Source organism: Micromonospora haikouensis (assembly GCF_000876225.1).
Taxonomy (GTDB): domain Bacteria; phylum Actinomycetota; class Actinomycetes; order Mycobacteriales; family Micromonosporaceae; genus Micromonospora; species Micromonospora haikouensis.
In genome coordinates this window covers 906299-928405 of record NZ_JXSX01000002.1, presented here as the reverse complement: position 1 = coordinate 928405, position 22107 = coordinate 906299, and the positions used below count along the sequence as shown (strand labels likewise).

16 protein-coding genes and 1 pseudogene are annotated in these 22107 nt (G+C 74.7%); 6 read left to right on the top strand and 11 right to left on the bottom strand.

Annotated elements, in window-relative coordinates; genetic code table 11:
* Positions 1 to 220 precede the first annotated feature (220 nt).
* Positions 221 to 2194 (top strand): penicillin-binding transpeptidase domain-containing protein, encoded by a 1974-nt coding sequence (locus tag TK50_RS20810; protein ID WP_043966112.1) that lies wholly within the window; start codon positions 221 to 223, stop codon positions 2192 to 2194.
* A gap of 622 nt (positions 2195 to 2816) precedes the next feature.
* Here the strand turns inward: TK50_RS20810 and TK50_RS20805 are convergent.
* From TK50_RS20805 to TK50_RS20780, 6 genes and pseudogenes are all read right to left on the bottom strand, one after another.
* Positions 2817 to 3816: pseudogene (locus TK50_RS20805) on the bottom strand (arginase family protein); the annotation flags it as partial.
* Between the two features lie 65 nt (positions 3817 to 3881).
* Positions 3882 to 4796: a tetratricopeptide repeat protein gene (locus TK50_RS20800; RefSeq protein ID WP_043966109.1), complete on the bottom strand. Its 915-nt coding sequence runs from the start codon at positions 4794 to 4796 to the stop codon at positions 3882 to 3884.
* Between the two features lie 142 nt (positions 4797 to 4938).
* Complete coding sequence (locus TK50_RS20795) at positions 4939 to 6627, bottom strand: coenzyme B12-dependent isobutyryl-CoA mutase large subunit (protein ID WP_043966107.1); 1689 nt, start codon at positions 6625 to 6627, stop codon at positions 4939 to 4941.
* Between the two features lie 94 nt (positions 6628 to 6721).
* On the bottom strand, positions 6722 to 7135 hold the full coding sequence (locus tag TK50_RS20790; protein ID WP_043966105.1) for an Asp23/Gls24 family envelope stress response protein: 414 nt from the start codon (positions 7133 to 7135) through the stop codon (positions 6722 to 6724).
* Positions 7136 to 7222: 87 nt separating this feature from the next.
* On the bottom strand, positions 7223 to 8158 hold the full coding sequence (gene meaB, locus TK50_RS20785; protein WP_255705467.1) for a methylmalonyl Co-A mutase-associated GTPase MeaB: 936 nt from the start codon (positions 8156 to 8158) through the stop codon (positions 7223 to 7225).
* Between the two features lie 65 nt (positions 8159 to 8223).
* Positions 8224 to 9420, bottom strand: coding sequence for an acetyl-CoA C-acetyltransferase (locus tag TK50_RS20780; RefSeq protein WP_043966101.1), 1197 nt, complete (start codon positions 9418 to 9420; stop codon positions 8224 to 8226).
* Between the two features lie 80 nt (positions 9421 to 9500).
* On the opposite strand from TK50_RS20780, the gene mce reads away from it, so the two are divergent.
* The 4 genes from mce (at position 9501) to TK50_RS20760 (ending at position 15713) form a co-directional block, all read left to right on the top strand.
* Positions 9501 to 9971, top strand: a complete 471-nt coding sequence (gene mce / locus TK50_RS20775) for a methylmalonyl-CoA epimerase (protein ID WP_043966099.1) — start codon at positions 9501 to 9503, stop codon at positions 9969 to 9971.
* Positions 9972 to 10704: 733 nt separating this feature from the next.
* A complete protein-coding gene (locus tag TK50_RS20770; protein WP_043966097.1) occupies positions 10705 to 11958 on the top strand; it encodes a coiled-coil domain-containing protein in 1254 nt (417 codons plus the stop codon).
* 179 nt (positions 11959 to 12137) lie between these two features.
* Complete coding sequence (locus TK50_RS20765; protein WP_043966095.1) at positions 12138 to 14258, top strand: coiled-coil domain-containing protein; 2121 nt, start codon at positions 12138 to 12140, stop codon at positions 14256 to 14258.
* Between the two features lie 279 nt (positions 14259 to 14537).
* Positions 14538 to 15713 carry an AI-2E family transporter gene (locus TK50_RS20760; RefSeq protein ID WP_082106486.1) on the top strand — a complete coding sequence of 392 codons (1176 nt, stop codon included), beginning with the start codon at positions 14538 to 14540 and terminating at the stop codon, positions 15711 to 15713.
* Positions 15714 to 15735: 22 nt separating this feature from the next.
* Here the strand turns inward: TK50_RS20760 and TK50_RS20755 are convergent, their stop codons facing one another.
* The 5 genes from TK50_RS20755 to TK50_RS20735 form a co-directional block, all read right to left on the bottom strand.
* The gene (locus TK50_RS20755; RefSeq protein ID WP_043966093.1) at positions 15736 to 16545 is read right to left on the bottom strand and encodes an alpha/beta hydrolase; all 810 of its coding nucleotides are present in this window, start codon (positions 16543 to 16545) and stop codon (positions 15736 to 15738) included.
* A gap of 66 nt (positions 16546 to 16611) precedes the next feature.
* Positions 16612 to 16938, bottom strand: a complete 327-nt coding sequence (locus TK50_RS20750; RefSeq protein ID WP_043966091.1) for a hypothetical protein — start codon at positions 16936 to 16938, stop codon at positions 16612 to 16614.
* Between the two features lie 32 nt (positions 16939 to 16970).
* Positions 16971 to 18644 carry a 3-hydroxyacyl-CoA dehydrogenase family protein gene (locus TK50_RS20745; RefSeq protein WP_043966089.1) on the bottom strand — a complete coding sequence of 558 codons (1674 nt, stop codon included), beginning with the start codon at positions 18642 to 18644 and terminating at the stop codon, positions 16971 to 16973.
* A gap of 153 nt (positions 18645 to 18797) precedes the next feature.
* Positions 18798 to 19856: an alpha/beta fold hydrolase gene (locus TK50_RS20740; protein ID WP_043966088.1), complete on the bottom strand. Its 1059-nt coding sequence runs from the start codon at positions 19854 to 19856 to the stop codon at positions 18798 to 18800.
* Between the two features lie 62 nt (positions 19857 to 19918).
* Positions 19919 to 20347: an FHA domain-containing protein gene (locus TK50_RS20735; RefSeq protein WP_043966087.1), complete on the bottom strand. Its 429-nt coding sequence runs from the start codon at positions 20345 to 20347 to the stop codon at positions 19919 to 19921.
* 257 nt (positions 20348 to 20604) lie between these two features.
* Between TK50_RS20735 and TK50_RS20730 the strand changes: the two genes are divergently transcribed.
* Positions 20605 to 22107, top strand: coding sequence for an aldehyde dehydrogenase family protein (locus tag TK50_RS20730; RefSeq protein WP_043966086.1), 1503 nt, complete (start codon positions 20605 to 20607; stop codon positions 22105 to 22107).

Sequence of the window (22107 nt, the reverse complement as noted above, 5' to 3'; positions counted from 1 at the left end):
TGGTGCTTTGGTCGGACCTACGGCCGGACGTACGGTTCGGGACTCCGTCCTTTCACCCGTTGCAGATCCCTGGTCGGCCGGCTGGGGTGTACCCCGGCGCGCGACCTTCATCACCTCCCCGCGGCACGTCTTCCCGCACGTGACGGGCTCGGCGGGGCGGTGCGCGGGCGACGGTCGTACTACCGTGACGGTCAGTCGGAGATCCGGAGGGACCGCCCGTATGCACCAGACGCACCCGATCCGTCGCGGCAGCGCCCGCACCCGCGCCCGGCGGTCACTCGCGGCGCTGGCGGCCACCGTGCTGGTCGCCGGCACGCTGGTCGGCTGCTCGTCCGACGACGGCCCCGCACCGACCGTCGACGCCTTCCTGTCGGGTTGGGGCAAGGGCGACCTGCAGGCCGTCGGCTTCGTGACCCCGGCCGGGCTCAAGGTCCCCGCCGCCGACGTGGCCCGCCAGCTCCGCGAGCTCTCCGGCGAGCTGGCCGACACCCCGCCGGTCCTGCGCCGCACCGGCGACCCGAAGGTCGACGCGAACGTCGCGACCGCCGGGATACGGGTGGCCTGGGCCCTGCCGGGCGGCATCCGCTGGGAGTACGACCGGCAGGTGCGGCTGACCACCGGCGACGACGGGCAGTGGCGGGTGATCTGGGAGCCCCAGGTGGTGCACGAGCAGCTCACCGACGGCGACCGGATCGCGTTGCGCCGCGACGCCGCGCCCCGGGCGGGGGTGCTCGACGGCGCGGGCAAGCCGATCGTCACGCCCCGGCCGGTGGTCCGCGTCGGGCTGCAACCGAGCGAGGTCACCGACGCCAAGGCCGTGGCGCGGCAGCTCGACGCGGCGTTCCGGGCGGTCCGGCCGGCCATCACCCCGCCGGTCGACCTGACCGACCTGCCCAAGCGCCTCGCCGACGCCGACCCGGGCGCGTTCGTCGAGGTGGTGACGCTGCGCGACGAGGCGTACCGGCAGATCCGGTCCCGCATCTACGACCTGCCCGGCACGAAGTTCCGGGCCGAGAAGCTCGACCTGGCCCCGACCCGGGAGTTCGCCCGGGCGGTGCTCGGCTCGGTCGACCAGGCTCAGGCCGACGACCTGGCCGCCCACCCCGACCGCTACCGGCAGGGCGACCTCGTCGGCCACGGCGGCCTCCAGGGCCGGCACGACGAGCGGCTGCGCGGCACGCCCGGGCTCACCGTGATCAGCGAGCGGGCCGGGCCGGACGGCACCGTCGCGCCGACCGGCACGGAGCTGTTCCGGCAGGAGCCGAAGCCCGGCCAGGCGGTGCGGACCACCCTCGACGTGGCCACCCAGAACGCCGCCGACGCGGCCCTGCGCGGCGAGAAGCGGCGCGCCGCGCTGGTGGCCGTGCGGGTCGGCGACGGCGCGGTGCTGGCCGCCGCGAACGGCCCGGGGGCCGCCGGCGAGAACCTCGCGTTCACCGCCCAGGTGCCGCCCGGCTCGACGTTCAAGATGGTCAGTGCCCTCGGCCTGCTCGACCGGGGCGCGGTCACCCTGGACGGCCCGGTCGCCTGCCCGAAGACGTTCACGGTGGACGGTCGCTCGTTCAAGAACTCCGACAACTTCGCCCTCGGCACGGTGCCGTTCCGCACCGACTTCGCGAAGTCCTGCAACACGGCGTTCGCCGCGCTCGCCCCGAAGCTCGGCCCCGACGGCCTCGCCGAGACCGGCCGGGCCCTGGGCCTGGAGGCCGAGTGGGACCTCGGCCTGGACGCGTTCACCGGCAAGGTCTCCGCCGACGGCTCACCGGCCGAGCAGGCCGCCGCCGCGTTCGGGCAGGGCACCACCCTGGTCAGCCCGCTGGCCATGGCCGCCGCCACCGCCGCCGTCGCCCGGGGCCGCTGGGAGCAGCCGAAGCTGGTCGTCGACCCGGCCCCGGCCAAGGCCGCGCCCGCCGGGCCGCAGCTCAAGCCGGAGTCGGTGGAGCCACTGCGCACGATGATGCGCGAGGTGGTCACCGCCGGCACCGCCACCGCCCTGAAGGACGCCCCCGGCGGGCCCGTGCACGGCAAGACCGGCACCGCCGAGTACGACGACGACCCGGCGCACACCCACGCCTGGTTCGTCGGCTGGCAGGGCGACGTGGCGTTCGCGGTGTTCGTGGAGCGGGGCGGGTCGAGCGGGTCGAGCGCGGTCCCGATCGCCGAACGCTTCCTGCGCGCCCTGGCCGCCTCCTGACGGGCCGGCCCGCCGGGACTGTCGGGCGGGCCTGTTCGCCGGGGGCTGGCGGATGGCGGATGGCCGCCGGGCCTCGGCCGGCCGCCATGCCGGCGACATGGCGGTATCCGGGGCGGCGGGATGCCCCCATGTCGCCGACATGGCAGCGCGCCCGAGCCCCGCGACGGCCCCCGACGGGGCCAGCGCGGCGGCGGGCGGCGCGGCGGCGGGCGGCGCGGCGGCAGGAGGGGGCGGCGAGCCCTCGGTCAGGCGATGCCGGCCGCCGGCCGGGGCGGGGCATCGTCTTCGGGGGTCGGCGGGGCGTCGCCCGGGGTCGACCCGGTGACCCGGCGCAGCAGGCCCGGCCCGACCGAGGCTGGCGGCCCGACGGGCTCCAGCAGCGGGGCGGCGGCCCCGGTCGGGCCGGGTGGGGCACCCGCGACGAGGTCCGCCTCGTCCACCGGCCCGCCCGGTTCCTCCGGCCCGTCCACGGGCTCGTCCACGCCAGCCGGGTCCGTCGGCGCGCCGACGGCGACCAGCGCGCCGGCCGCAGCGCCGCTCGGGCCGGCGGGGCGGTCGGGCACGAGCCGGGGCTCCGGGGCCGGGAGCAGACGGGACTCGGGCGACAGACGGGACTCGGGCGACGGGCGGGACTCCAGCGACAGGCGCGGCTCGGGCGACAGGCGGGGCTCCGGGGCGGCCGGGAGCAGGCGGGGCGGCACCGCGCTCGGGGCGGTCACCGGGGCCAGCCCGGCCACCACCGTGTTGACGATCTCGGCGGCGTACGCGCCGTCGAGATCGTAGTCGGGGTCGAAGACGGTCAGCTCCACGCCGAGGCAGTGCGGGGTGTCGACCAGGCCGGCGAGCAGGATCTCCAGCTCGGCGAAGGCGATCCCGCCCGGGTCCGGGGCGTCGACCGCCGGCATCACCGCCGGGTCGAGCACGTCCACGTCGACGTGCACCCAGTAGCCGGCGCAGTCGGCCAACTCCTCGTGGGCCCACTGGGCGGTGCGGGCGGCGCCCTCGGCGCGCAGCGCCGGCACCGGCCGGGTGGTGATCCCGGCGGCCTGGAGGTCGAGGCGGTATTCGTCCTGGGCGCGGATGCCGAGGACCACCACGTCGATGTCGCGGAAGTAGGGCCGCCGCCCCTCGATCGCGGCCAGGTCGGCCTGCCCCCGCCCGGTGACCAGCGCCAGGTCCTCCCCGGCCGCCGCGCCGACGTACGAGGCGTTGCCGGGGTGCCGGAAGTCGGAGTGGCCGTCGACGAAGACGAGCCCGATCCGCCCACCGACCGCCTCGCCGAGCCGGTGCATGGCCAGCGCCGAGCCGAGCAGGATCGAGCAGTCCCCGCCGAGGACGAGCGGGAACTCCCCCCGGTCGATGATCGCCCCGATCCGGTCGGCCAACGCCGCCGAGTACGCGGCGATCTCCGGGGCGTGGCAGACGCCGTCGCCGGGGCGCCAGTCGCCCGGGTCGTACCGGGGAGGGGTGAGGCAGCCGGCGTCGCGCGCCCGCAGCCGGGCGAGCAGGCCCTGGTCGCGCAGCGCTCCCGGCGCCTTGGCGCAGCCGGGGACGGCGGTGGGGGTGGGCGGGCGCAGCCCGAGGTTGGACGGCGCGTCGAGGACGGCGATCCGGCGCATCATGGGCTCCCGTCCTCGTGGGTCGGGCGGGCCGGCGAACGCCGGCCCGCGCTGGCGTACGGCGGAACTCAGAACAGGGCGCTGGCCAGGGCCCGGCGGGCGGAGGCGACGGCGGGGTCGTCCTGGCCGGCGACGGTGAACAGGGCGATCAGGTGCTGGCGCGCCTTGTCCCGGTCGTCGCCGGAGGTGCGGCGGACCAGGTCGACCAGGCGGGCGTACGCCTGCTCGGCCATGCCGCTGAGCACCTCGATGTCGGCGGCGAGCAGCTGGGCGGGCACGTCGTCGGGGTTGGCCTCGGCGGCGGCGAGCGCCGCGCGCGGGTCGGCGCCGGCGACCCGGCGGGCGAGCCCGACCTGGGCCAGGCCGGCCTCGGCGGCGGCGTCCGCCGGCGACTCGGCGAGGATCTTCTTGTACGCCTCCTCGGCGGCGTCCAGGTCGCCGCTCATCAGGGCGTCGTCGGCCTCGTCGAGGCGGGGGTCCCCCGGTGCGGCGACGTCGACGCCGCCGGCCTTGAGCACCGCGCCGATCCACTGCCGCAGCTGGGCCTCGGGGACCGCGCCGGAGAACGCGTCGACGGGCCGGCCGCCGACCACCGCGTAGACCGTCGGGACCCCCTGCACCTGGAACATCTGAGCGATCCGCGGGTTGTCCTGGACGTCGATGCGGGCCAGCGCCCACGCGCCGCCGCCCTCGGCGGCCAGCCGCTCCAGCACCGGGGCGAACTGGTCGCTCTCCGGGTATCCGGCCGCGCCGAAGAAGACCACGACGGGCATGGCGGTGGACCGTTCGAGCACCTCGGCCTGGAGGTTGGCCTCTGTCACGTCGATCACGGGGCCGCCGCCGGCGGCGGCCGGCAGCCCGGTGGACGGACCGGCCTGAGCCGGTGTGCTGGGGCGGGTGGCGGGCGGTGCGGTGTTGCGCAGTGCGCTGAGGTCGACCGCGCCGCGGGTGAAGATCGACGAGGTGATCCGTGGGTCGCTCATGGTTATCTAGTCTCGCACGTGTCCCGCCGAACTCAGATCAACCGCGACGGCGACAGTTGCGACTCTCACCCCCGCCCCGGCCTGCGAGGAAGGGCCCCTTCCCAACGCTTTTCGGATAGGAAGGGGCCCTTCCTGACACCCGTCAGAAGCGGGCCGGCTCGCGGTAGGTGCCCCACTCGGCGCGCAGCGCGTCGCAGATCTCGCCGAGGGTCGCCTCGGCGCGGACCGCGTCGAGCATGGCCGGGATCATGTTCTCGCCGGTGCGGCCGACCTCGACCATCAGGGTCACCGCCGCGCGCGCCGCCGCGTCGTCGCGGGCCGCCTTGCGCTCGGCGAGCACCCGGCGCTGCTCCACCTCGACCTCGTGCGAGATGCGCAGGATCTCCAGGTCCTTGGCGATGGTGCCGGTGTGGCAGTTGACGCCGACGATGCGCTTGTCGCCCTTCTCCAGGGCCTGCTGGTAGACGAACGCGGACTCGGCGATGTGCCCGGTGAACCAGCCGTCCTCGATGCCGCGCAGGATGCCGGAGGTCATCGGGCCGATCTGGTGCGGGCCCTCGCCGCCGAGCTGCCGGATCCGGGCGAAGATCTCCTCCGCCTCGGCCTCGATCTTGTCGGTCAGCGCCTCGACGTACCAGGAGCCGCCGAGCGGGTCGGCCACGTTCACCACCCCGGTCTCCTCCATCAGCACCTGCTGCGTACGCAGGGCGATCTCGGCGGACTCGTCGGTGGGCAGGGCCAGGGTCTCGTCGAGGGCGTTGGTGTGCAATGAGTTGGTGCCGCCGAGCACGGCGGCGAGCGCCTCGACGGCGGTGCGTACGACGTTGTTGACCGGCTGCTGGGCGGTCAGCGACACCCCGGCGGTCTGGGTGTGGAACCGCAGCCACAGGGCCTTCTCGCTGGTCGCGCCATAGACGTCGCGCAGCCAGCGGGCCCAGATCCGGCGGGCGGCCCGGAACTTGGCGATCTCCTCGAAGAAGTCGACGTGCGAGTCGAAGAAGAAGCTCAGCCCGGGGGCGAACACGTTGACGTCCAGCCCGCGCGACAGCCCCAGCTCGACGTAGCCGAACCCGTCGGCGAGGGTGTACGCCAGCTCCTGCGCGGCCGTCGCGCCGGCCTCCCGGATGTGGTAGCCGGAGACGGACAGCGGCTTGTAGCGCGGGATCTCGCGCGCGCAGTATTCCATCAGGTCGCCGATGAGGCGCAGGTGCGGCTCGGGGTCGAACAGCCACTCCTTCTGCGCGATGTACTCCTTGAAGATGTCCGTCTGGAGCGTGCCGTCCAGGGTGGACAGGTCGGCGCCCTGCCGCTCGGCGGCGACGAGGTACATGCAGAACACCGGCACGGCCGGGCCGGAGATGGTCATCGAGGTGGTGACGCCGGCCAGGTCGATGCCGTCGAAGAGCACCTCCATGTCGGCGGCCGAGTCGATGGCCACCCCGCAGTGGCCGACCTCGCCGAGGGCCTGCGGGTCGTCGGAGTCGCGGCCCATCAGCGTCGGCATGTCGAAGGCCACGGAGAGGCCGCCGCCGCCCGCGCCGAGGATCATCTTGTAGCGCTCGTTGGTCTGCCGGGCGTTGCCGAAGCCGGCGAACTGCCGGATCGTCCAGGTCCGTCCCCGGTAGCCGGTCGGATACAACCCCCGGGTGTACGGGAACTCGCCCGGCCAGCCGATCCGCTCGAAGCCCGGGTAGGCGACGCCCTCGGGCGGCCCGTAGACCGGGTCGACGGGCATCCCGGAGAGCGTGGTGAAGTCGGCGTCCCGCTTCCGCGCGGCGTCGTAGCGGGCCTGCCAGCGTGCCCGTCCGGCGGCGATCTCGTCGGCGTCCATGCGCAGGGCTCCTCCTCGAGTCCTCGTCAGAGGACCGAGTGTAGTCCCCGGCCTGAACGATCGCTAAGGAGATGCGTACCGGCAGGTAACCGGGTCAGGCCGGCGGCGCGGCGGGGTCGCCGAGCGTCACGTCGTCCACCCGGATGTTGATCTCGTCGACCCGCAGCCCGTACGCCTCGACGGCCCGGGTCACCGCCGCCCGCACCCCGTCGGTCACCTGCGGCACCGGCTGGCCGGCGTCGATCACGATGACCAGGTTGACCACGGCCGCGCCGTTCGTGACGTGCGCCGAGCAGCCGCGCCGGGCGTCGCCGACCTGGTCCAGGCCGACCCGGTCGAAGACGGCGTTGAAGAACCGGGCCACGTCGCCGCCGAGGTCGGCCACCCCGGGGACGGAACGCGCGGCGGCCACCGCGATCTTCTCCACCACCTCGTCCGAGACGTGGGTGGTTCCGCCCGCCACCGCGTCCGGCGTCACCGACAGCTCCTGCGTCGCCTCGTCAGCCATGCCTCTCCCCCAGTACGCGCACACCGCCCCACGACGACCGTGGAGCGGTGCGAGCGTACTCGTTGCCGAGGCTCCGCAGTGGACGCGTCAGGAGCCGATCTGCGCCAGCAACTCGTCGGCTGCGGCGTACGGGTCGAGCGCACCCTCGGCCACCTTCGCGGCGAGCGCCGGCAGCTCCGTACCGTCGCGAAGTGAACCGATCCGGGCCCGCAGCACGCCCAGCGTGATCGCCTCGATCTCGGCGGCGGCCCGCTTCTCGCGGCGGCGGCGCAGCTCGTCGTGTTCGACCAGCCAGCCGCGGTGCTTGTCGATCGCGGCGGCGATGTCGTCGATCCCCTCGCCCCGCGCGGCGATCGACCGGACCACCTGCGGCCGCCACTCGCCGGGCCCCCGCTCGCCGAGGGCGATCATGCCCTGGATGTCGCGGACGGTGGCGTCGGCGCCGTCCCGGTCGGCCTTGTTGACCACGAAGACGTCGGCGATCTCCAGGATGCCGGCCTTCACCGCCTGGATCGCGTCGCCCATGCCCGGGGCCAGCAGCACCAGCGTCGTGTCGGCCAGCGAGGCGACCTCGACCTCGGCCTGCCCGACGCCGACGGTCTCCACCAGCACCACGTCGCAGCCGGCGCCCTCCAGCACCCGCACCGCCTGCGGGGTCGCCGCCGACAGGCCGCCGAGGTGGCCCCGGCTGGACATCGACCGGATGTAGACGCCCGGGTCGGTGGCGTGGTCCTGCATCCGGACCCGGTCGCCGAGGATCGCCCCGCCGGTGAACGGGCTGGACGGGTCGACGGCCAGCACCCCGACCCGGTGCCCGCGCGAGCGCAGCGCCCGGACCAGCTCGTTGGTGGTGGTCGACTTGCCCACCCCGGGGGACCCGGTCAGCCCGACCACCTGGGCCTGCCCCGCGTACGGCGCGAGGGCCGCCGCCACCCGGGGCAGCACCTCGTCGCCGGACTCGACCAGGGTGATCAGCCGGGCCACGGCGCGCGGGTCACCGGCGCGGGCCCGCTCCACGAGCATCGGCACGTCCCGGCTGCGGCGCACCGACGGCACGCCGGCGGCCGGGACCTGCTCGACGGCTCCGCTCACTGCTGCTCGGCGGGGTCGGGCACGTGGATGATCAGAGCGTCGCCCTGGCCCCCGCCGCCGCAGAGCGCCGCCGCGCCGGTGCCGCCACCGCGCCGCCGCAGCTCCATGGCGAGGGTGAGCACCAGCCGGGCGCCGGACATGCCGATCGGGTGGCCCAGCGCGATCGCGCCGCCGTTGACGTTGACCTTGTCGTCGCCGATGCCCAGGTCGCGCATGGACTGGATGCCGACCGCGGCGAACGCCTCGTTGATCTCGACCAGGTCGAGGTCCTCCACCCCCAGGCCGCCCTTGCGCAGGGCGTGGCTGATCGCGTTGGAGGGCTGCGAGTGCAGCGAGTTGTCCGGGCCCGCCACGTTGCCGTGCGCGCCGATCTCGGCGAGCCAGGTCAGCCCCAGCTCCCTGGCCTTCGCCTTGCTCATCACGACCACGGCCGCCGCACCGTCGGAGATCGGCGAGGCGCTGCCGGCGGTGATCGTGCCGTCGGAGGTGAACGCGGGGCGCAGCCGGCCCAGCGACTCGACGGTGGTGTCCGGGCGGATGCCCTCGTCCTCGCTGATCACCACCGGGTCGCCCTTGCGCTGCGGGATGATCACCGGGGTGATCTCGTCGGCGAAGTGCCCGTTCTTCTGCGCGGCGGCGGCCCGCTGGTGGCTGGCGGCGGCGAAGGCGTCCTGCTCGGCGCGGGTGATGCCGTGCCGCGCGCCGTGCCGCTCGGTCGACTCGCCCATCGAGCAGCAGTCCCAGGCGTCGGTCAGCCCGTCGAGGGCCATGTGGTCCTTGATCGTCACGTCGCCGTACTTGTAGCCGGCGCGCTGGCCGAGCAGCAGGTGCGGGGCGTTGGTCATCGACTCCATGCCGCCGGCCACCACGACGTCGAACTCGCCGGCCCGGATGAGCTGGTCGGCCAGGGCGATCGCGTCCAGGCCGGAGAGGCAGACCTTGTTGATCGTCAGGGCCGGCACGGACATCGGGATGCCCGCCTCGACGGCGGCCTGCCGAGCGGGGATCTGCCCGGTGCCGGCCTGCAGGACCTGACCCATGATGACGTACTGCACCTGCTCGGGGGGCACCCCGGCGCGCTCCAGCGCGGCCTTGATCGCGATGCCGCCGAGCTTGGTGGCGGAGAGGTCCTTGAGGTTGCCGAGCAGGCGCCCCATCGGGGTCCGCGCGCCGCTGACGATCACCGAAGCCATGTGCCTGCCTCCGAGGGGGGTGCCGAGCTGTGAACCTTAACGATTGTTCGGTTGGACGGGTGTTCGGTCAGACTAACGCCATGGCTGAGAACTCCCCCGCCGAGCCCGCTGCCGACTTCGTCACAGACATCGGCCTGCGCCGCATCGACCACGTCGGGATCGCCGTCGCCGACCTCGACGCCGCGATCGACTTCTATCAGCGCACCTTCGGCATGCGCTGCGTGCACACCGAGACCAACACCGAGCAGGGCGTGCGCGAGGCGATGCTGACGGTCGGGCCGACCGCCGAGGGCGGCTGCGTACAGCTGCTCGCCCCGCTCACCCCGGAGTCGACCATCGCCAAGTTCCTCGACCGCTCCGGGCCGGGCGTGCAGCAGGTGGCGTACACGGTGGCCGACATCGACGCGGCGTGCGCGGCGCTGCGCGAGCGCGGCCTGCGGCTGCTCTTCGAGACCCCGCGCCGGGGCACCGCCGACTCCCGGATCAACTTCGTCCACCCCAAGGACGCGGGCGGCGTCCTCGTCGAGTTGGTCGAGCCCGCCCAGCGGTGAAAGGTGAAGGGAGGGCCCCTGTTAACGCATCCTGTGGAGCAGGGGCCCCTTCTCAACCACCCCACCCCACCCCGCCTCGACTCGCGCCCCGGTGGCACCCGCCCCGGCACCACAACAGCCCCCCGCGCGCGCAGTGGTGCACGGCCGAGTTGATCGACTTCATGTCGGCGGCATGGCGATATCAACGGGACGGGAAACCCCCATCCGGCCGACATGAAGTCGATCAAGCGGTTCTGCAGCCGCTGACCCCCCGGCCGCCGGCTAGTCGTCCGGGGAGGCCCAGTCGGGCATCGCGGTGGTCAGGCATTGCCTTTCGACGCCGGCTGCGGTCCCCATTCCGCGCGATGCCGGCACGGCCGACAGGGAAGATCGCCGGCACCGGCCGACAAGAAACCGGCACGGGCCGAACAGAAACCGGCACGGGCCGGCAAAGGACCGCCGGGCGCTCCCGCGGCCCTTTTCCCGCACGCCCCCGCGCGCCCGACCACCCGCCTCCGGCGCACCCAACCACCCGCCTCCAGGGCCGCCCGACCACCCGCCTCCAGCGCGCCCGACCACCCGCCCACCGGGCCGCCCGACCACCCGCCCACCGGCCGCCCGACCGGCCCCGGAGCTGCCAAGATCGCCCATCGATCGGACCCGCCCGCCGACGGCCTGTTGACCATGTAAACAGGACACGAAAGCCCCGCACCGCTCTTGCGAAGCACCCCGGGGGGTCTGCGAGTATGTCCCAATGCCCCAGCAGCAGTCCTCCCCTCTTGCGTTCTTCGATAACGCGAACTCGCAGCCAGATTTCACCGTTGGCCTGCGCGGATACAACGTCGGGCAGGTCGATGACTTCATCGGTCGGCTGACCGCCGCGCTGACCCAGTCCGAGCAGGCCCGCGCCGAGGCCGAGCAGCGGATGAACGACGCCCAGCGTCGGCTCCGCCAGGCCGAGCAGCGCCAGAGCGCGCTGGAGCAGAAGCTCGCCGAGACCAACAAGCAGCTCGAGGAGAACAGCCGGCCGACCCTGTCCGGCCTGGGCACCCGCGTCGAGCAGATCCTGCGGCTGGCCGAGGAGCAGGCCAACGACCACCGCAACGAGGCCAAGCGGGAGTCCGAGGGCATCCTCTCCGCGGCTCGCCTTGAGGCGCGCGAGATCACCGACAAGGCCCGCGCCGAGGCCGCCGCGATGAAGGCCACCGCCGAGCGTGAGGCCGGCAGCGTCCGCACCGCCGCCGAGCGCGAGGCCGCCGAGGTGCGCGTGCAGGCCCGCCGGGAGGCCGACACCCTGCGCGCCGACGCCGAGCGGGAGACCAAGCAGCTGCGCACCGTCACCGCGCACGAGGTCGCCGAGCTGAAGTCGACCGTCGAGCGTGAGGTCGCCACCCTGCGCGCCACCGCCGAGCGGGAGATCACCCAGCAGCGGGCGAAGGCCGCGCGGGAGGCCGAGGAGAAGCGCGCCGAGGCGACCAAGCTCCTCACCGACGCCCGCGACAAGCGCGACAAGGACCTCCAGGCGCTGGAGCTGCAGCTCGCCGAGCGGCGCGAGAAGGCCGAGCGCGAGGAGTCCGAGCGGCACGCGGCCCAGGTCGCCCAGACCCAGAAGCTGGTCGGCGAGGCCGAGCAGCGCGCCCGGGCGGCCCAGGAGCGGGCCAAGGAGATCGAGCAGCGCGCCGAGGCCCGCCGGGTCGAGTCCGAGCGCACCGCCAACGACACCGTCGAGAAGGCCAAGGCGCTGTCCGAGAAGACCCTCAACGAGGCCAAGGCCGAGGCGAAGCGGCTGCTCACGGAGGCCCGCACCGAGGCCGACCTGACCACGCAGGCCGCCCGCCGCGAGGTCGAGGACCTCACCCGGCAGAAGGACGCCGTCACCTCGCAGCTCGGCCAGATGCTGTCGGGCCTCGCCGGCATCGTGCCGGGCGTGCCGCCGGCGCAGGCCAAGCCGGAGCCGGCCAAGGCGGACAGCAAGGACGAGCGGGTGAACGCGGAGTCCGCTGGCTGACCGACCGCACGGCCGGGGGGCATGGACACGGCGCGGGGTGACACCGGGTAACCGGTGTGACCCCGCGCCGTATGCGTTTCCCGCACTCTGGCCCGGACGCCGGTAACGGCAGTGAATCAGCTCCCATCCGGGGCGTCCGTATCGCCCCAGCCGAGCCGGATGCGTGTGAGGATGGGGGCATGTCGCACGGCGAGGAACTGTTCGCTCTCGGCGGGGATGTGACGACGGAGCCCAGCTTCGAGTCCGCCCTGCGGGGGTACGAGAAACGACAGGTCGACAGGTACGTCGCTCGCGCGGAGCACGAGATCGCGACACTGGCGGCCGAGCGGGAGCAGGCGTACACCCAGATCCACAAGCTGGCCGGGCAGGTCGAGGTGCTGCAACGCGACCTCGCCCAGGTGCGCAAGCAGGTCGGCGTGGTGGACCGGGCCTCGTTCCGGCACCTCGGCCCCCGGGTGGAGCAGATCCTCGTCCTCGCCGAGGAGCAGGCCGACGACATCCTCGCCGCCGCCAACGAGGAGATCGAGGCGCGGCGGGCCGCCGCCGAGCACATCGTCGCCGAGGCCAAGGAGCAGGCCGCCCAGGCGCTCAAGGACTTCGAGATCGCCCTCGCCGCCCGGCGGGCCGAGGAGGAGCGGCACGGTGCCGCCCGACGCGCCGAGGCGGACGCCACGCTGAAGGCCGCCAAGGACGAGTCCGCCCAGCTGCGTGCGGCGGCCAAGGACGAGTCGACCCGGCTGCGCAAGGCCGCCCAGGAGGCCCTGGAGAAGGCCCAGCAGGAGGCCACCCAGCTCCGGGACGCCGCGAAGGAGATCCACACCCGGGCCCAGCAGGAGGCGACCAAGCTGCGCGAGGCCGCCAAGGAGGCCCTCGCCAAGGCCCAGCAGGAGGCCACCCAGCTCCGCGAGGCCGCCAAGGAGGTGCACGCCAAGGCCCAGCAGGAGGCGAAGCGGCTCACTGACAACGCCACCGAGGCCGGCCGGGCGACCCACGCCAAGGCGTTGCAGGAGGCCAAGCGGATCACCGACGACGCCGAGGGCGCGGCAAAGGCCACCCGCGACCGGGCCCGGCAGGAGGCCGAGCGGCTGACCGCGCAGGCGACCGAGGCCAGCAAGCGCCAACGCGCCGACACCGAGGCGTACGTGCAGCGGATGCGCACGGAGACCGAGGCGTACGTGCAGCAGTCCCGCGCCCAGACGCAGCAGGAGCTGGGCGCCTGGCGGGCCGGGGTGGAGCAGGAGGTCAACGGCCGGCGGGAGGCCGCCGACCGGGAGCTGGCCCAGCGCAAGGAGACCGCCGAGCGGGAACACTCCCAGCGCCGCGACGAGCTGGACCGGCAGCACGCGGCCCGGCAGGACGAGCTGGAGCAGCAGTTCACGGCCCGGGAGACCGAGCTGGAGCAGCAGTACACCGCCCGGCGGGCCGAGATCGAGGACGGTGCCGCGGAGATCCGGCGCGCCGCCGAGCACGACGCCCTCGCGATGCGCCGGCAGGCCGAGGAGGAGGCCGCCGAGCTGCTGGGCCGGGCCGAGGCCGACGCGACCGACAAGCGACGCCGGGCCGACGAGCACGTCGCCGCGTCCCGTCGCCAGTTCGAGGAGTACGCGGCCACCACCCAGCAGCACCTGGCCACCACGCAGCAGCACCTCGCGGCGACCCAGCAGGAGGTGGCCGCCGGCCGCCAGCAGCTCGCCCAGGTGATGTTGGAGATCGCCCAGGCCCAGCAGCAGCTGGCCGACCTGCGGCAGGAGACCTGGCAGTCCCGGCAGGAGTCGGACGAGCTCCAGCATCAACTGCTCGACCTGCGGCAGCAGCTGGCCGGTGCCCGCCTGTCGGCCAGCGTTCCGGCGAAGGCGACCGCCCCGGCGGTGTCCCTCGACGGCGCCGCACCGGACCCGGCCGCCGACGGCACGGCCCCGGTCAAGGCGGCTGCCGCCCCGGGCAAGCCGGCCGAGGCCGCCACGTCGGGCAAGCCAGCCGCCGCCGGGCCCGGCGAGCCCGCGAAGCCCACCCCGATCAAGGCGACGGCCGACGCGGGAGCGGCGAAGACCGCACCCACCGACGACGCCGCCCCGGCCCGGACCCGGCCGGTGGCCGAGCCGGTCACCACGGTGGACGGCGGTGCGGCCAGCGCCGGGGTGGACGGCGAGCCGACGGTGGCGGCGGTGCCCGGCGAGGGCGGCCGGGGGGCGACCCCCACGAAGATCACCAGCACCGGTGAGAACGGCAAGCGGCCGACCAAGCCGACGACCGACGAGCGCAGCGCCAGGCCGAGCAAGGTGTCCGTCGAGTCCGAGTGAGCCGGGGTGGCCGGGCCGTCCGCCCGGCAACTACCCTCCTGTCGGCAGGACCCGCGCCCGGACGGGGCCGCGGGCGGCTGACGACCCTCCGGGCGCACCCGCCGGAGGGCGGAGGAGGTCTCGGTGGCGGACGGCGGACGGGCGCACGACGGGCAGCCGGACCACGCGCCGGTGGGCCACGGGCAGATGGGCCACAGGCAGGTGGGCCACAGGCAGGTGGGCCACACCGGTCCGGACGGCGTCCCGGCGGGCCGCACCGACCCGGTCGGCCCCCCGCCGATGCGCTCCGCACCCGATCGGACCGCGCCGGATCGGACCGCGCCGGATCGGACCGCGCCGGACGACGACCGGGCGGACCTCGGCGACCCCGGCGACTTCGACCCGCCCGGGTCGCCCGCCGCCAGCTCGGGCCGCTTCGGCGTGCCGGGGCGGCCCCTGCGCCGCAACAGTTTCCTCGTCGGCTTCACCGGCGCGCTCGGCGTGCTGCTGGCGTACGCCGTCTTCCTCGGCGTCCGCAACTCGGCCGGCATCCTGGTGCTGGTCGTCATCGCGCTCTTCCTCGCCGTCGGGCTGAACCCGGCGGTGGTCCGGCTGCGCTCGTGGGGCCTGCCCAACGGGCTGGCCGTCGCGGCGGTGACGCTCACCGTGCTGCTGCTGATCGTCGGCGGCCTGGTGGCGCTGGTCCCGCCGGTGGTCACCCAGTCCGGGCAGTTCGTCGAGCAACTGCCCAGCTACGTCGATGAGCTGCGCCGCAACGAGGCGGTCAACGACTTCGTCGTCCGGTACGACGTGATGGCGAAGGTGCAGGCCGCGGCCAACGCCGACACCGTCGGGCGGGCGCTGGGCGGGGTCCTCGGCGGCGCCCAGCTCATCTTCGGCACGGTCTTCCGGGCGCTCACCGTGCTGGTGTTGACGATCTACTTCCTCGCGTACTTCGACCGGCTGCGCCGCGTCGGGTACGCGCTGGTGCCCCGCTCCCGCCGGCACCGGGTGCGGCTCATCGGCGACGAGATCCTGGCGAAGGTCGGCGCGTACATGGTGGGCGCGCTGAGCATCGCCGTGCTCGCCGGGGTGACCACCTTCGTGTTCGCGCTGGCCGTCGGGCTGCCGTACCCGTTCGCGCTGGCCGTGGTGGTCGCGGTGACCGACCTGATCCCGCAGATCGGCGCCACCCTCGGCGCGGTGGTGGTCAGCCTCGTCGGCTTCGCCACCGACCTGCCGGTGGGGATCGCCTGCGTCGCGTTCTTCGTGGTCTACCAGCAGGTGGAGAACTACCTGATCTACCCGAAGGTGATGCGCCGCTCGGTCGAGGTCAACGAGGTCGCGGCCCTGCTCGCCGCGCTGCTGGGGGTGTCGCTGATGGGCGTGGTCGGCGCGCTGATCGCGATCCCGACGGTGGCCGCCTGCCAGCTCATCCTGCGCGAGGTGGTGCTGCCCCGCCAGGACGCCCGCTGACGGGCGACCGACCCGCCCCGGCTCAGTCGGCGGAGCCGGCCTTCGGGCCCGGCACCGGGACGTCGGCGAACGAGGCGACCGTCCGGTCGGCGTACGCGCTGACGTCGCCGGTGGCCATCGGGCCGTCCCAGGTGCGGGGCAGGGGCAGCGGGGCGGCCGGGTTGACCCGGCGGACGATCTCGTCGAGCACGGTCTCGGCGTCGCCGACCCACAGGTGCTTCGCGCCGGGCACCCCGACCACCTCGGCCTGCGGCACCGCCGCGAAGCGCCGCCGCGCCTCGTCGGGGCGCAGATAGTCGTCGAACTCCGGCACCAGGGCGGTCAGCGGCTTGCCCTCCTGCGCCCAGTGTTCGAGGTCGGAGGGGGCGGAGAAACGCAGCGGCGGGGAGAGCAGGATCGCGCCGGCCACCGCCGGGTCGCAGCCGTACTTGAGGGTCAGGTCGGTGCCGAACGACCAGCCGACCAGCCAGACGTTCGGCAGCTCGGCGAACTCGGCGTACTCGATGGCGGCGGCGACGTCGAAGCGCTCGCCGACGGCGTTGTCGAACGCGCCCTCGCTGGTGCCCCGCACGCTGCTGGTGCCGCGCGTGTTGAACCGGAGCACGGCCAGGTCGGCCAGCGCCGGCAGCCGCCAGGCGGCCTTGCGGAAGACGTGGCTGTCCATCATCCCGCCGTGGGTGGGCAGCGGGTGCAGGCAGACCAGCGTGCCGGCCGGCTCCTTCCCGACGGGGCGGGCCAGCTCGCCGACGAGGGTCAGGCCGTCGGCGGTGTGCAGCTCGATGTCCTCGCGGTGCCCGGGCAGGATCGAGGACGCGCGGATCGGTGTGCTCACCGTCCCAGTCTCGCGCGTCGGCACCGGCACCGCCCGCCCGGGCGGAAACAGGGTGATCCAGATCGCTCAGCCGTAGCGGGGCGCGCCCCGCCCGCGCTGGATGCCGGGGCCGCGCCGGTCCCGCGCCCGCCAGCACCCGCTGTGCCAGTGCCGGCGGTCGGTCAGGTCGCCCCGGTCGTCGGCCGGCCAGGCCACCAGGTGCGCCACCCCCGGGCGGATCTCCTGGTCGCAGCCCGGGCAGCGGTACGTCTTGACCGACGCGCCGCCGCTGATCCCGCGCACCTGCCAGTCGCCGTCGCGCCACTGCTGCACGGTGGGCACCCCGTGGCGGGCCCGGTCGGCGTCGAGGTGGGCGTGCTCGTCCCGGCGGGGACGGTTGCGACGGGGGCTCACCTCGTCAAGGTTACGGTCGGTTCCCGGCCCGGTCAGCGGGCGGTGTGGTCGCGGAAGCCGCGCCCCGCCTCGCGGCCCAGGTAGCCGGCGGTGACGAGGTGCTCCAGCAGCGGGGCCGGGGCGAAGCCGGGGTCGCGCAGCTCGCGGTACAGCGCGCGCTGACTGGCGAGCGCCACGTCCAGGCCGACCGCGTCCAGCAGCTCGAACGGGCCCGTCGGGTAGCCGCAGCCGAGCTTCATCGCGTGGTCGATGTCGTCGACGGTGGCGTAGCCGGCCTCCAGCATCTTCACCGCGTCGTTCAGGTACGGCAACAGCAGCGCGTCGACCACGAAGCCGGCCCGGTCGCCGCAGACCACGGCGGTCCTGCCGAGCGTCGCGCAGACGGCGCGGGCGGTGGCGGTGGCCTCCTCGCCGGTGCGGATGGTCTGCACGATCTCCACCAGGGGCCGCGCCGGCACCGGGCCGGAGAAGTGCAGCCCGACCACGTCGGCGGGCCGCCCGGTGGCCATCGCGATGTCGATCACCGGCAGCGACGAGGTGGTGGTGGCGAGCACGACGCCCGGCTTGCAGACGCCGTCGAGGCTGGCGAGCAGCTCCTTCTTGACGCCCAGGTCCTCCGCCACGGCCTCGACGACCAGGTCGACCTCGGCCAGCCCGTCGAGCGGCTCCGCGCCCGGGGCCACCTGGACCACGTCGTACCCGGCCCCGGCGAAGACCTCGACGAGCCCGGCGGCCGTCGCGCCGGAGCCGACGACGCCGACCCGGGCGACGGGGCGCGCGCCGTCGCCGGCCGCCGGCCGCTCCTGCGGGGTCGACTCGTCCGGTACGACCTTCGACGAGCCCGGCTTCTCGTAGGTGTAGAAGCCCTGGCCGGACTTGCGCCCGAGCAGACCCGCGGTGACCATCTGCCTGACCAGCGGCACCGGTGCGTGCCGGCGGTCCCGCCCGCCGCGCCGGTACATGGTGTCCAGGATCTCGTACGCGGTGTCGAGGCCGATCAGGTCCAGCAGGGCGAGCGGCCCCATCGGCAGGCCGCCGCCGAGCTTCATGGCGGCGTCGATGTCCTCGCGGCTGGCGTAGCGCGACTCGAACATCGCCACGGCGTGGTTGAGGTAGCCGAAGAGCAGCGCGTTGGCGATGAAGCCGGCCCGGTCGCCGATGGTGACGCCGACCTTGCCGAGCCGGGCGCAGAGGGCCTCGACGTCGGCGACCACGTCGGCGGCGGTGACCACCGTGCGGACCACCTCGACCAGCTTCATCACCGGGGCCGGGTTGAAGAAGTGGATGCCGACGACCTGCTGGGGTCGGCCGGTGGCGACGGAGACCTCGGTGACCGACAGTGAGGAGGTGTTGGTGGCGAGGATCGCCTCGGGCCTGCAGACCCGGTCCAGCTCGGCGAAGATCCGCCGCTTGAGGTCGAGGCGCTCGGGGACCGCCTCGACCACCAGGTCCACCGAGTGCAGCGCGTCCAGCCCCACCTGGAAGTCGACCCGGGCCAGCAGGGCGTCCCGGTCGGCCTCGGCGAGCTTGCCCCGGGCGACGGCCCGGTCGGTCGAGCCGGTCAGGTTGGCGCGGCCACGGTCGAGGGCGGCCTCGGAGACCTCGACCGCGACGACGTCGATGCCGTTGCGCGCGAAGACCTCGACGATGCCGGCACCCATGGTGCCCAGCCCCACAACGCCCACGCTGGTGAACTCGCGCGCCACGACCGGCCTCCCCAATGCTGCGCGGGACCGCGGGCCGAGACCCCGCGGGACCGCATGAACGGTCACTAAGGTTATGCGCGCGAGTCTGCCACGTGACGGTCCGTCGCCGGGACGCGGAGGGGGTCGACGGCTCCCGTCGGGCGATCGGGTGTCTCAGCGGCTCCGGTCGGTCAGCGCCAGCAGCTCGGCGACGAACTCCGCCGGCCGCTCCAGGTGCGGGCTGTGCCCGCAACCCAGCAACACCACCTCGTGGTACGCCCCGCCGGCCGCAGCGTACCGGTCGAGCACCGCCCGGGTCTGCCCGACCATCGGCTGCGGCGGGCAGTCCCGCTCCCCCGGCCAGCCGGGCACCGCCCCGAGCGACCCGAGGTAGGCCAGGTCGAACAGCGAGGTGTCCGACACGATCACGTCGGCGTCGCCGCGTACCCAGGTGACGGGGGGCTTGGCGGCGACGGCGACGAGGTCGTCGGCGATGCGGAAGTGGGCCGGGGCGAGGGCGTTGAGCACGCCGCGGTCGCCGGCCGCGGTGCCCGGCCAGTGCGGCGAGTCGACCGCCGTGCCGGGATAGTTGCCGTCCCCCGTAGCGGTGGACAGGAGGCTGTCCAGCAGCAGGTCCTCGTCGTCGCCGAGCGACGCCGGATCGGCCACGTACGCGGTCCGCAGCACGCTGCGGGGGCTGGTCGGGCCGTCCGCGCCCCGGTCGCCGGCGGCCAGCCGGGCCACGAAGTCCCCGTTCGCGGTGCCGCCGCCGGTGCCCGCGAAGTCGGGCGTGGTCGGCGTGCCGTCGAGGTCCCGGGTGCCGCCGAAGCCGTACGGGGAGACGGGCGCGGAGAGCAGCAGCCCGGCCACCCGGTCGGGGTGGTCGACCAGCAGCCGCATCGCCACGCCCCCGCCGAGGGAGTGCCCGACCACCACCGGCCGCGCGCCGGGGGCGAAGAGCCCCGGGGCGTCGAGCAGGGCGGCCACGTCGTCGGCGAAGTCCCGCAGCCCCCGGGTGGCGTCCACCGCGGCGGTCTCGGTGTCGCCGTAACCGCGCAGGTCCGGGGCGACCACCCGGAGGGTGTCGGGCAGCCGCCGCAGCAGCGGCTCCCAGAACGCCGAGGACGAACAGTTGCCGTGCACCAGCAGCACGGGCGCGCCGTCGGGTGGCCCGGCCACCCGGACCCGCTGGACGATGCCGTTGGCCTGCACGGTGTGCTGCGTGCTCTCCATGCCGCGGCATGCTGCCACGCGGCGACGGCCGGCTCCATGTGGCCGGCCCACATGAAAGAGGGTCAGGCGCGGGCGGCCGGCGGGGCGGCGACGGGCAGCGGCAGGGTCGGCCGGCGGTCGCGGCGCTGCGGGCCCAGTTGGGGGGCCAGCCGCAGCCCGACCGGGTCCGTCCGGGCCAGGCCCGGGTCGAAGAAGCGCAGCTCGGTGCGGCCCAGCCGGATCACGTCCCCGTCGGAGAGCAGCTCCGGCATCTCGATCCGGCGGTCGTTGAGCCACGTGCCGTTGGTCGAGCCCAGGTCCTCAAGCCACACCCCGTCGGCGGCCAGCCGCACGCTGGCGTGCCGGCGACTCAGGTGTGGATCGTCGACGCTGACCTGCACGGTCGTCGCACGGCCGATCACCTGCGGCGTGCGGCTGAGCCGGAAGCTCGCCCCACGCATCGGTCCACCCGCCACCGTCAGCAGCGGCATCAGTTCCGGAAAGTCCTCCATGGACGGTCAGCCTCCAGCCACCGGTGTCCGGCGTCAGCCTGCCAGCACACCGTATCGATGCCCACCACCGCCCGGACACCTCCCAGCCCCCGGGAGGACAACTCCCGTTAGCCGGTTCGGCTTGCGGCGCGGCGCACCAGGGCCATTGGTCCCGCCCCGGGCACGGCCCCCGGGAGCCGCCGGCCCTGCGCCGGGGACCGCTGACCAGCCCGACCGAACACCTACCGACGAGTAGCTTCGGGGTCTAGACTTCCGCCATGACGGCTGTACGTGTCCCGGGTGCCCCGATCATCTCAGACGGGCGGCTGGTCTCCACCAGCCCCGCCACCGGGGCCGAGGTGGGTCGGCTGCCCGTCGCCGCCGGGGACGACGTCACGCGGGCGGTCGAGCGGGCCCGCGAGGCCGCCGGCTGGTGGGCGGGGCTCGGCTTCACCGGCCGCCGGGAGCGGCTGCTGCGCTGGCGGGGCGTCCTCGCCCGGCGGATCGAGGAGCTGGCCGAGCTGATGCACGCCGAGGGCGGCAAGCCCGTCCCGGACGCGATCGTCGAGGTCCTCACCGCCATCGAACACATCGACTGGGCCGCCCGCAACGCCGGCCAGGTGCTGCGCCCGCGCCGCGTGCGCTCCCGGCTCATCCTGGCCGAGTTCACCGGCCACCTCGAATACCAGCCGTACGGGGTGGTCGGCGTCATCGGCCCGTGGAACTACCCGGTCTTCACCCCGATCGGCTCCACGGCGTACGCGCTCGCCGCCGGCAACACGGTCGTGCTGAAGCCCAGCGAATACACCCCCGTCGTCGGCCAGTGGCTGGTCGACAGCCTCGCCGAGGTGGTGCCCGAGCAGCCCGTCCTCACCGCCGTGCACGGCCTCGGCGACGTCGGCGCGGCCCTGTGCCGCTCCGGCGTGAACAAGCTGGCATTCACCGGCTCGACGGCCACCGCCAAGAAGGTGATGGCCGCCTGCGCCGAGACGCTCACCCCGGTCCTGCTGGAGGCGGGCGGCAAGGACGCGATGATCGTCGACAGCGACGCCGACCTCGACGCCGCCGCCGAGGCGTGCGTCTGGGGCGGGCTCACCAACGCCGGCCAGACCTGCATCGGCATCGAGCGGGTGTACGCCGTCGAACCCGTCTTCGACGCCTTCGTCGGCAAGGTCGTCGAGCGGGCCGGCCGGCTGACGGTCGGCGCCGACGGGTCCGACATCGGCCCGATCACCATGCCCGGTCAGCTCGACGTGATCCGCCGGCACATCGACGACGCGCTGGCCCGGGGCGGGCGTGCGGTCCTCGGCGGTGCCGACGCGGTGCAGCCGCCGTACGTGCGGCCGACCATCCTGGTCGACGTGCCGGAGGACTCGCTCGCCGTCCGCGAGGAGACCTTCGGGCCGACGCTGACGATCAACCGGGTCCGCGACGCCGAGGAGGCGATCACCCGCGCCAACGCGCTCCCGTACGGCCTGGGGGGTTCGGTCTTCGGCCGGCGGCGGGCCGTGGCCATCGCGCGGCGGCTGCGCTCGGGGATGGCCGCGGTGAACTCCACCCTGACGTTCGCGGGGATGTCCACCCTGCCGTTCGGCGGCGTCGGCGAGTCCGGCTTCGGCCGCATCCACGGCGAGGACGGGCTGCGCGAGTTCGGCCGCCCCAAGGCCGTCACCCGCCGCCGGGCCCGGTCGCTGCTGCCGGCGATGACCTTCGAGCGCACCCCCGCCGACGTCGCCCGCCTGGTCAAGGTCACCAAGCTGCTGTACGGCCGCAGGCGCTGA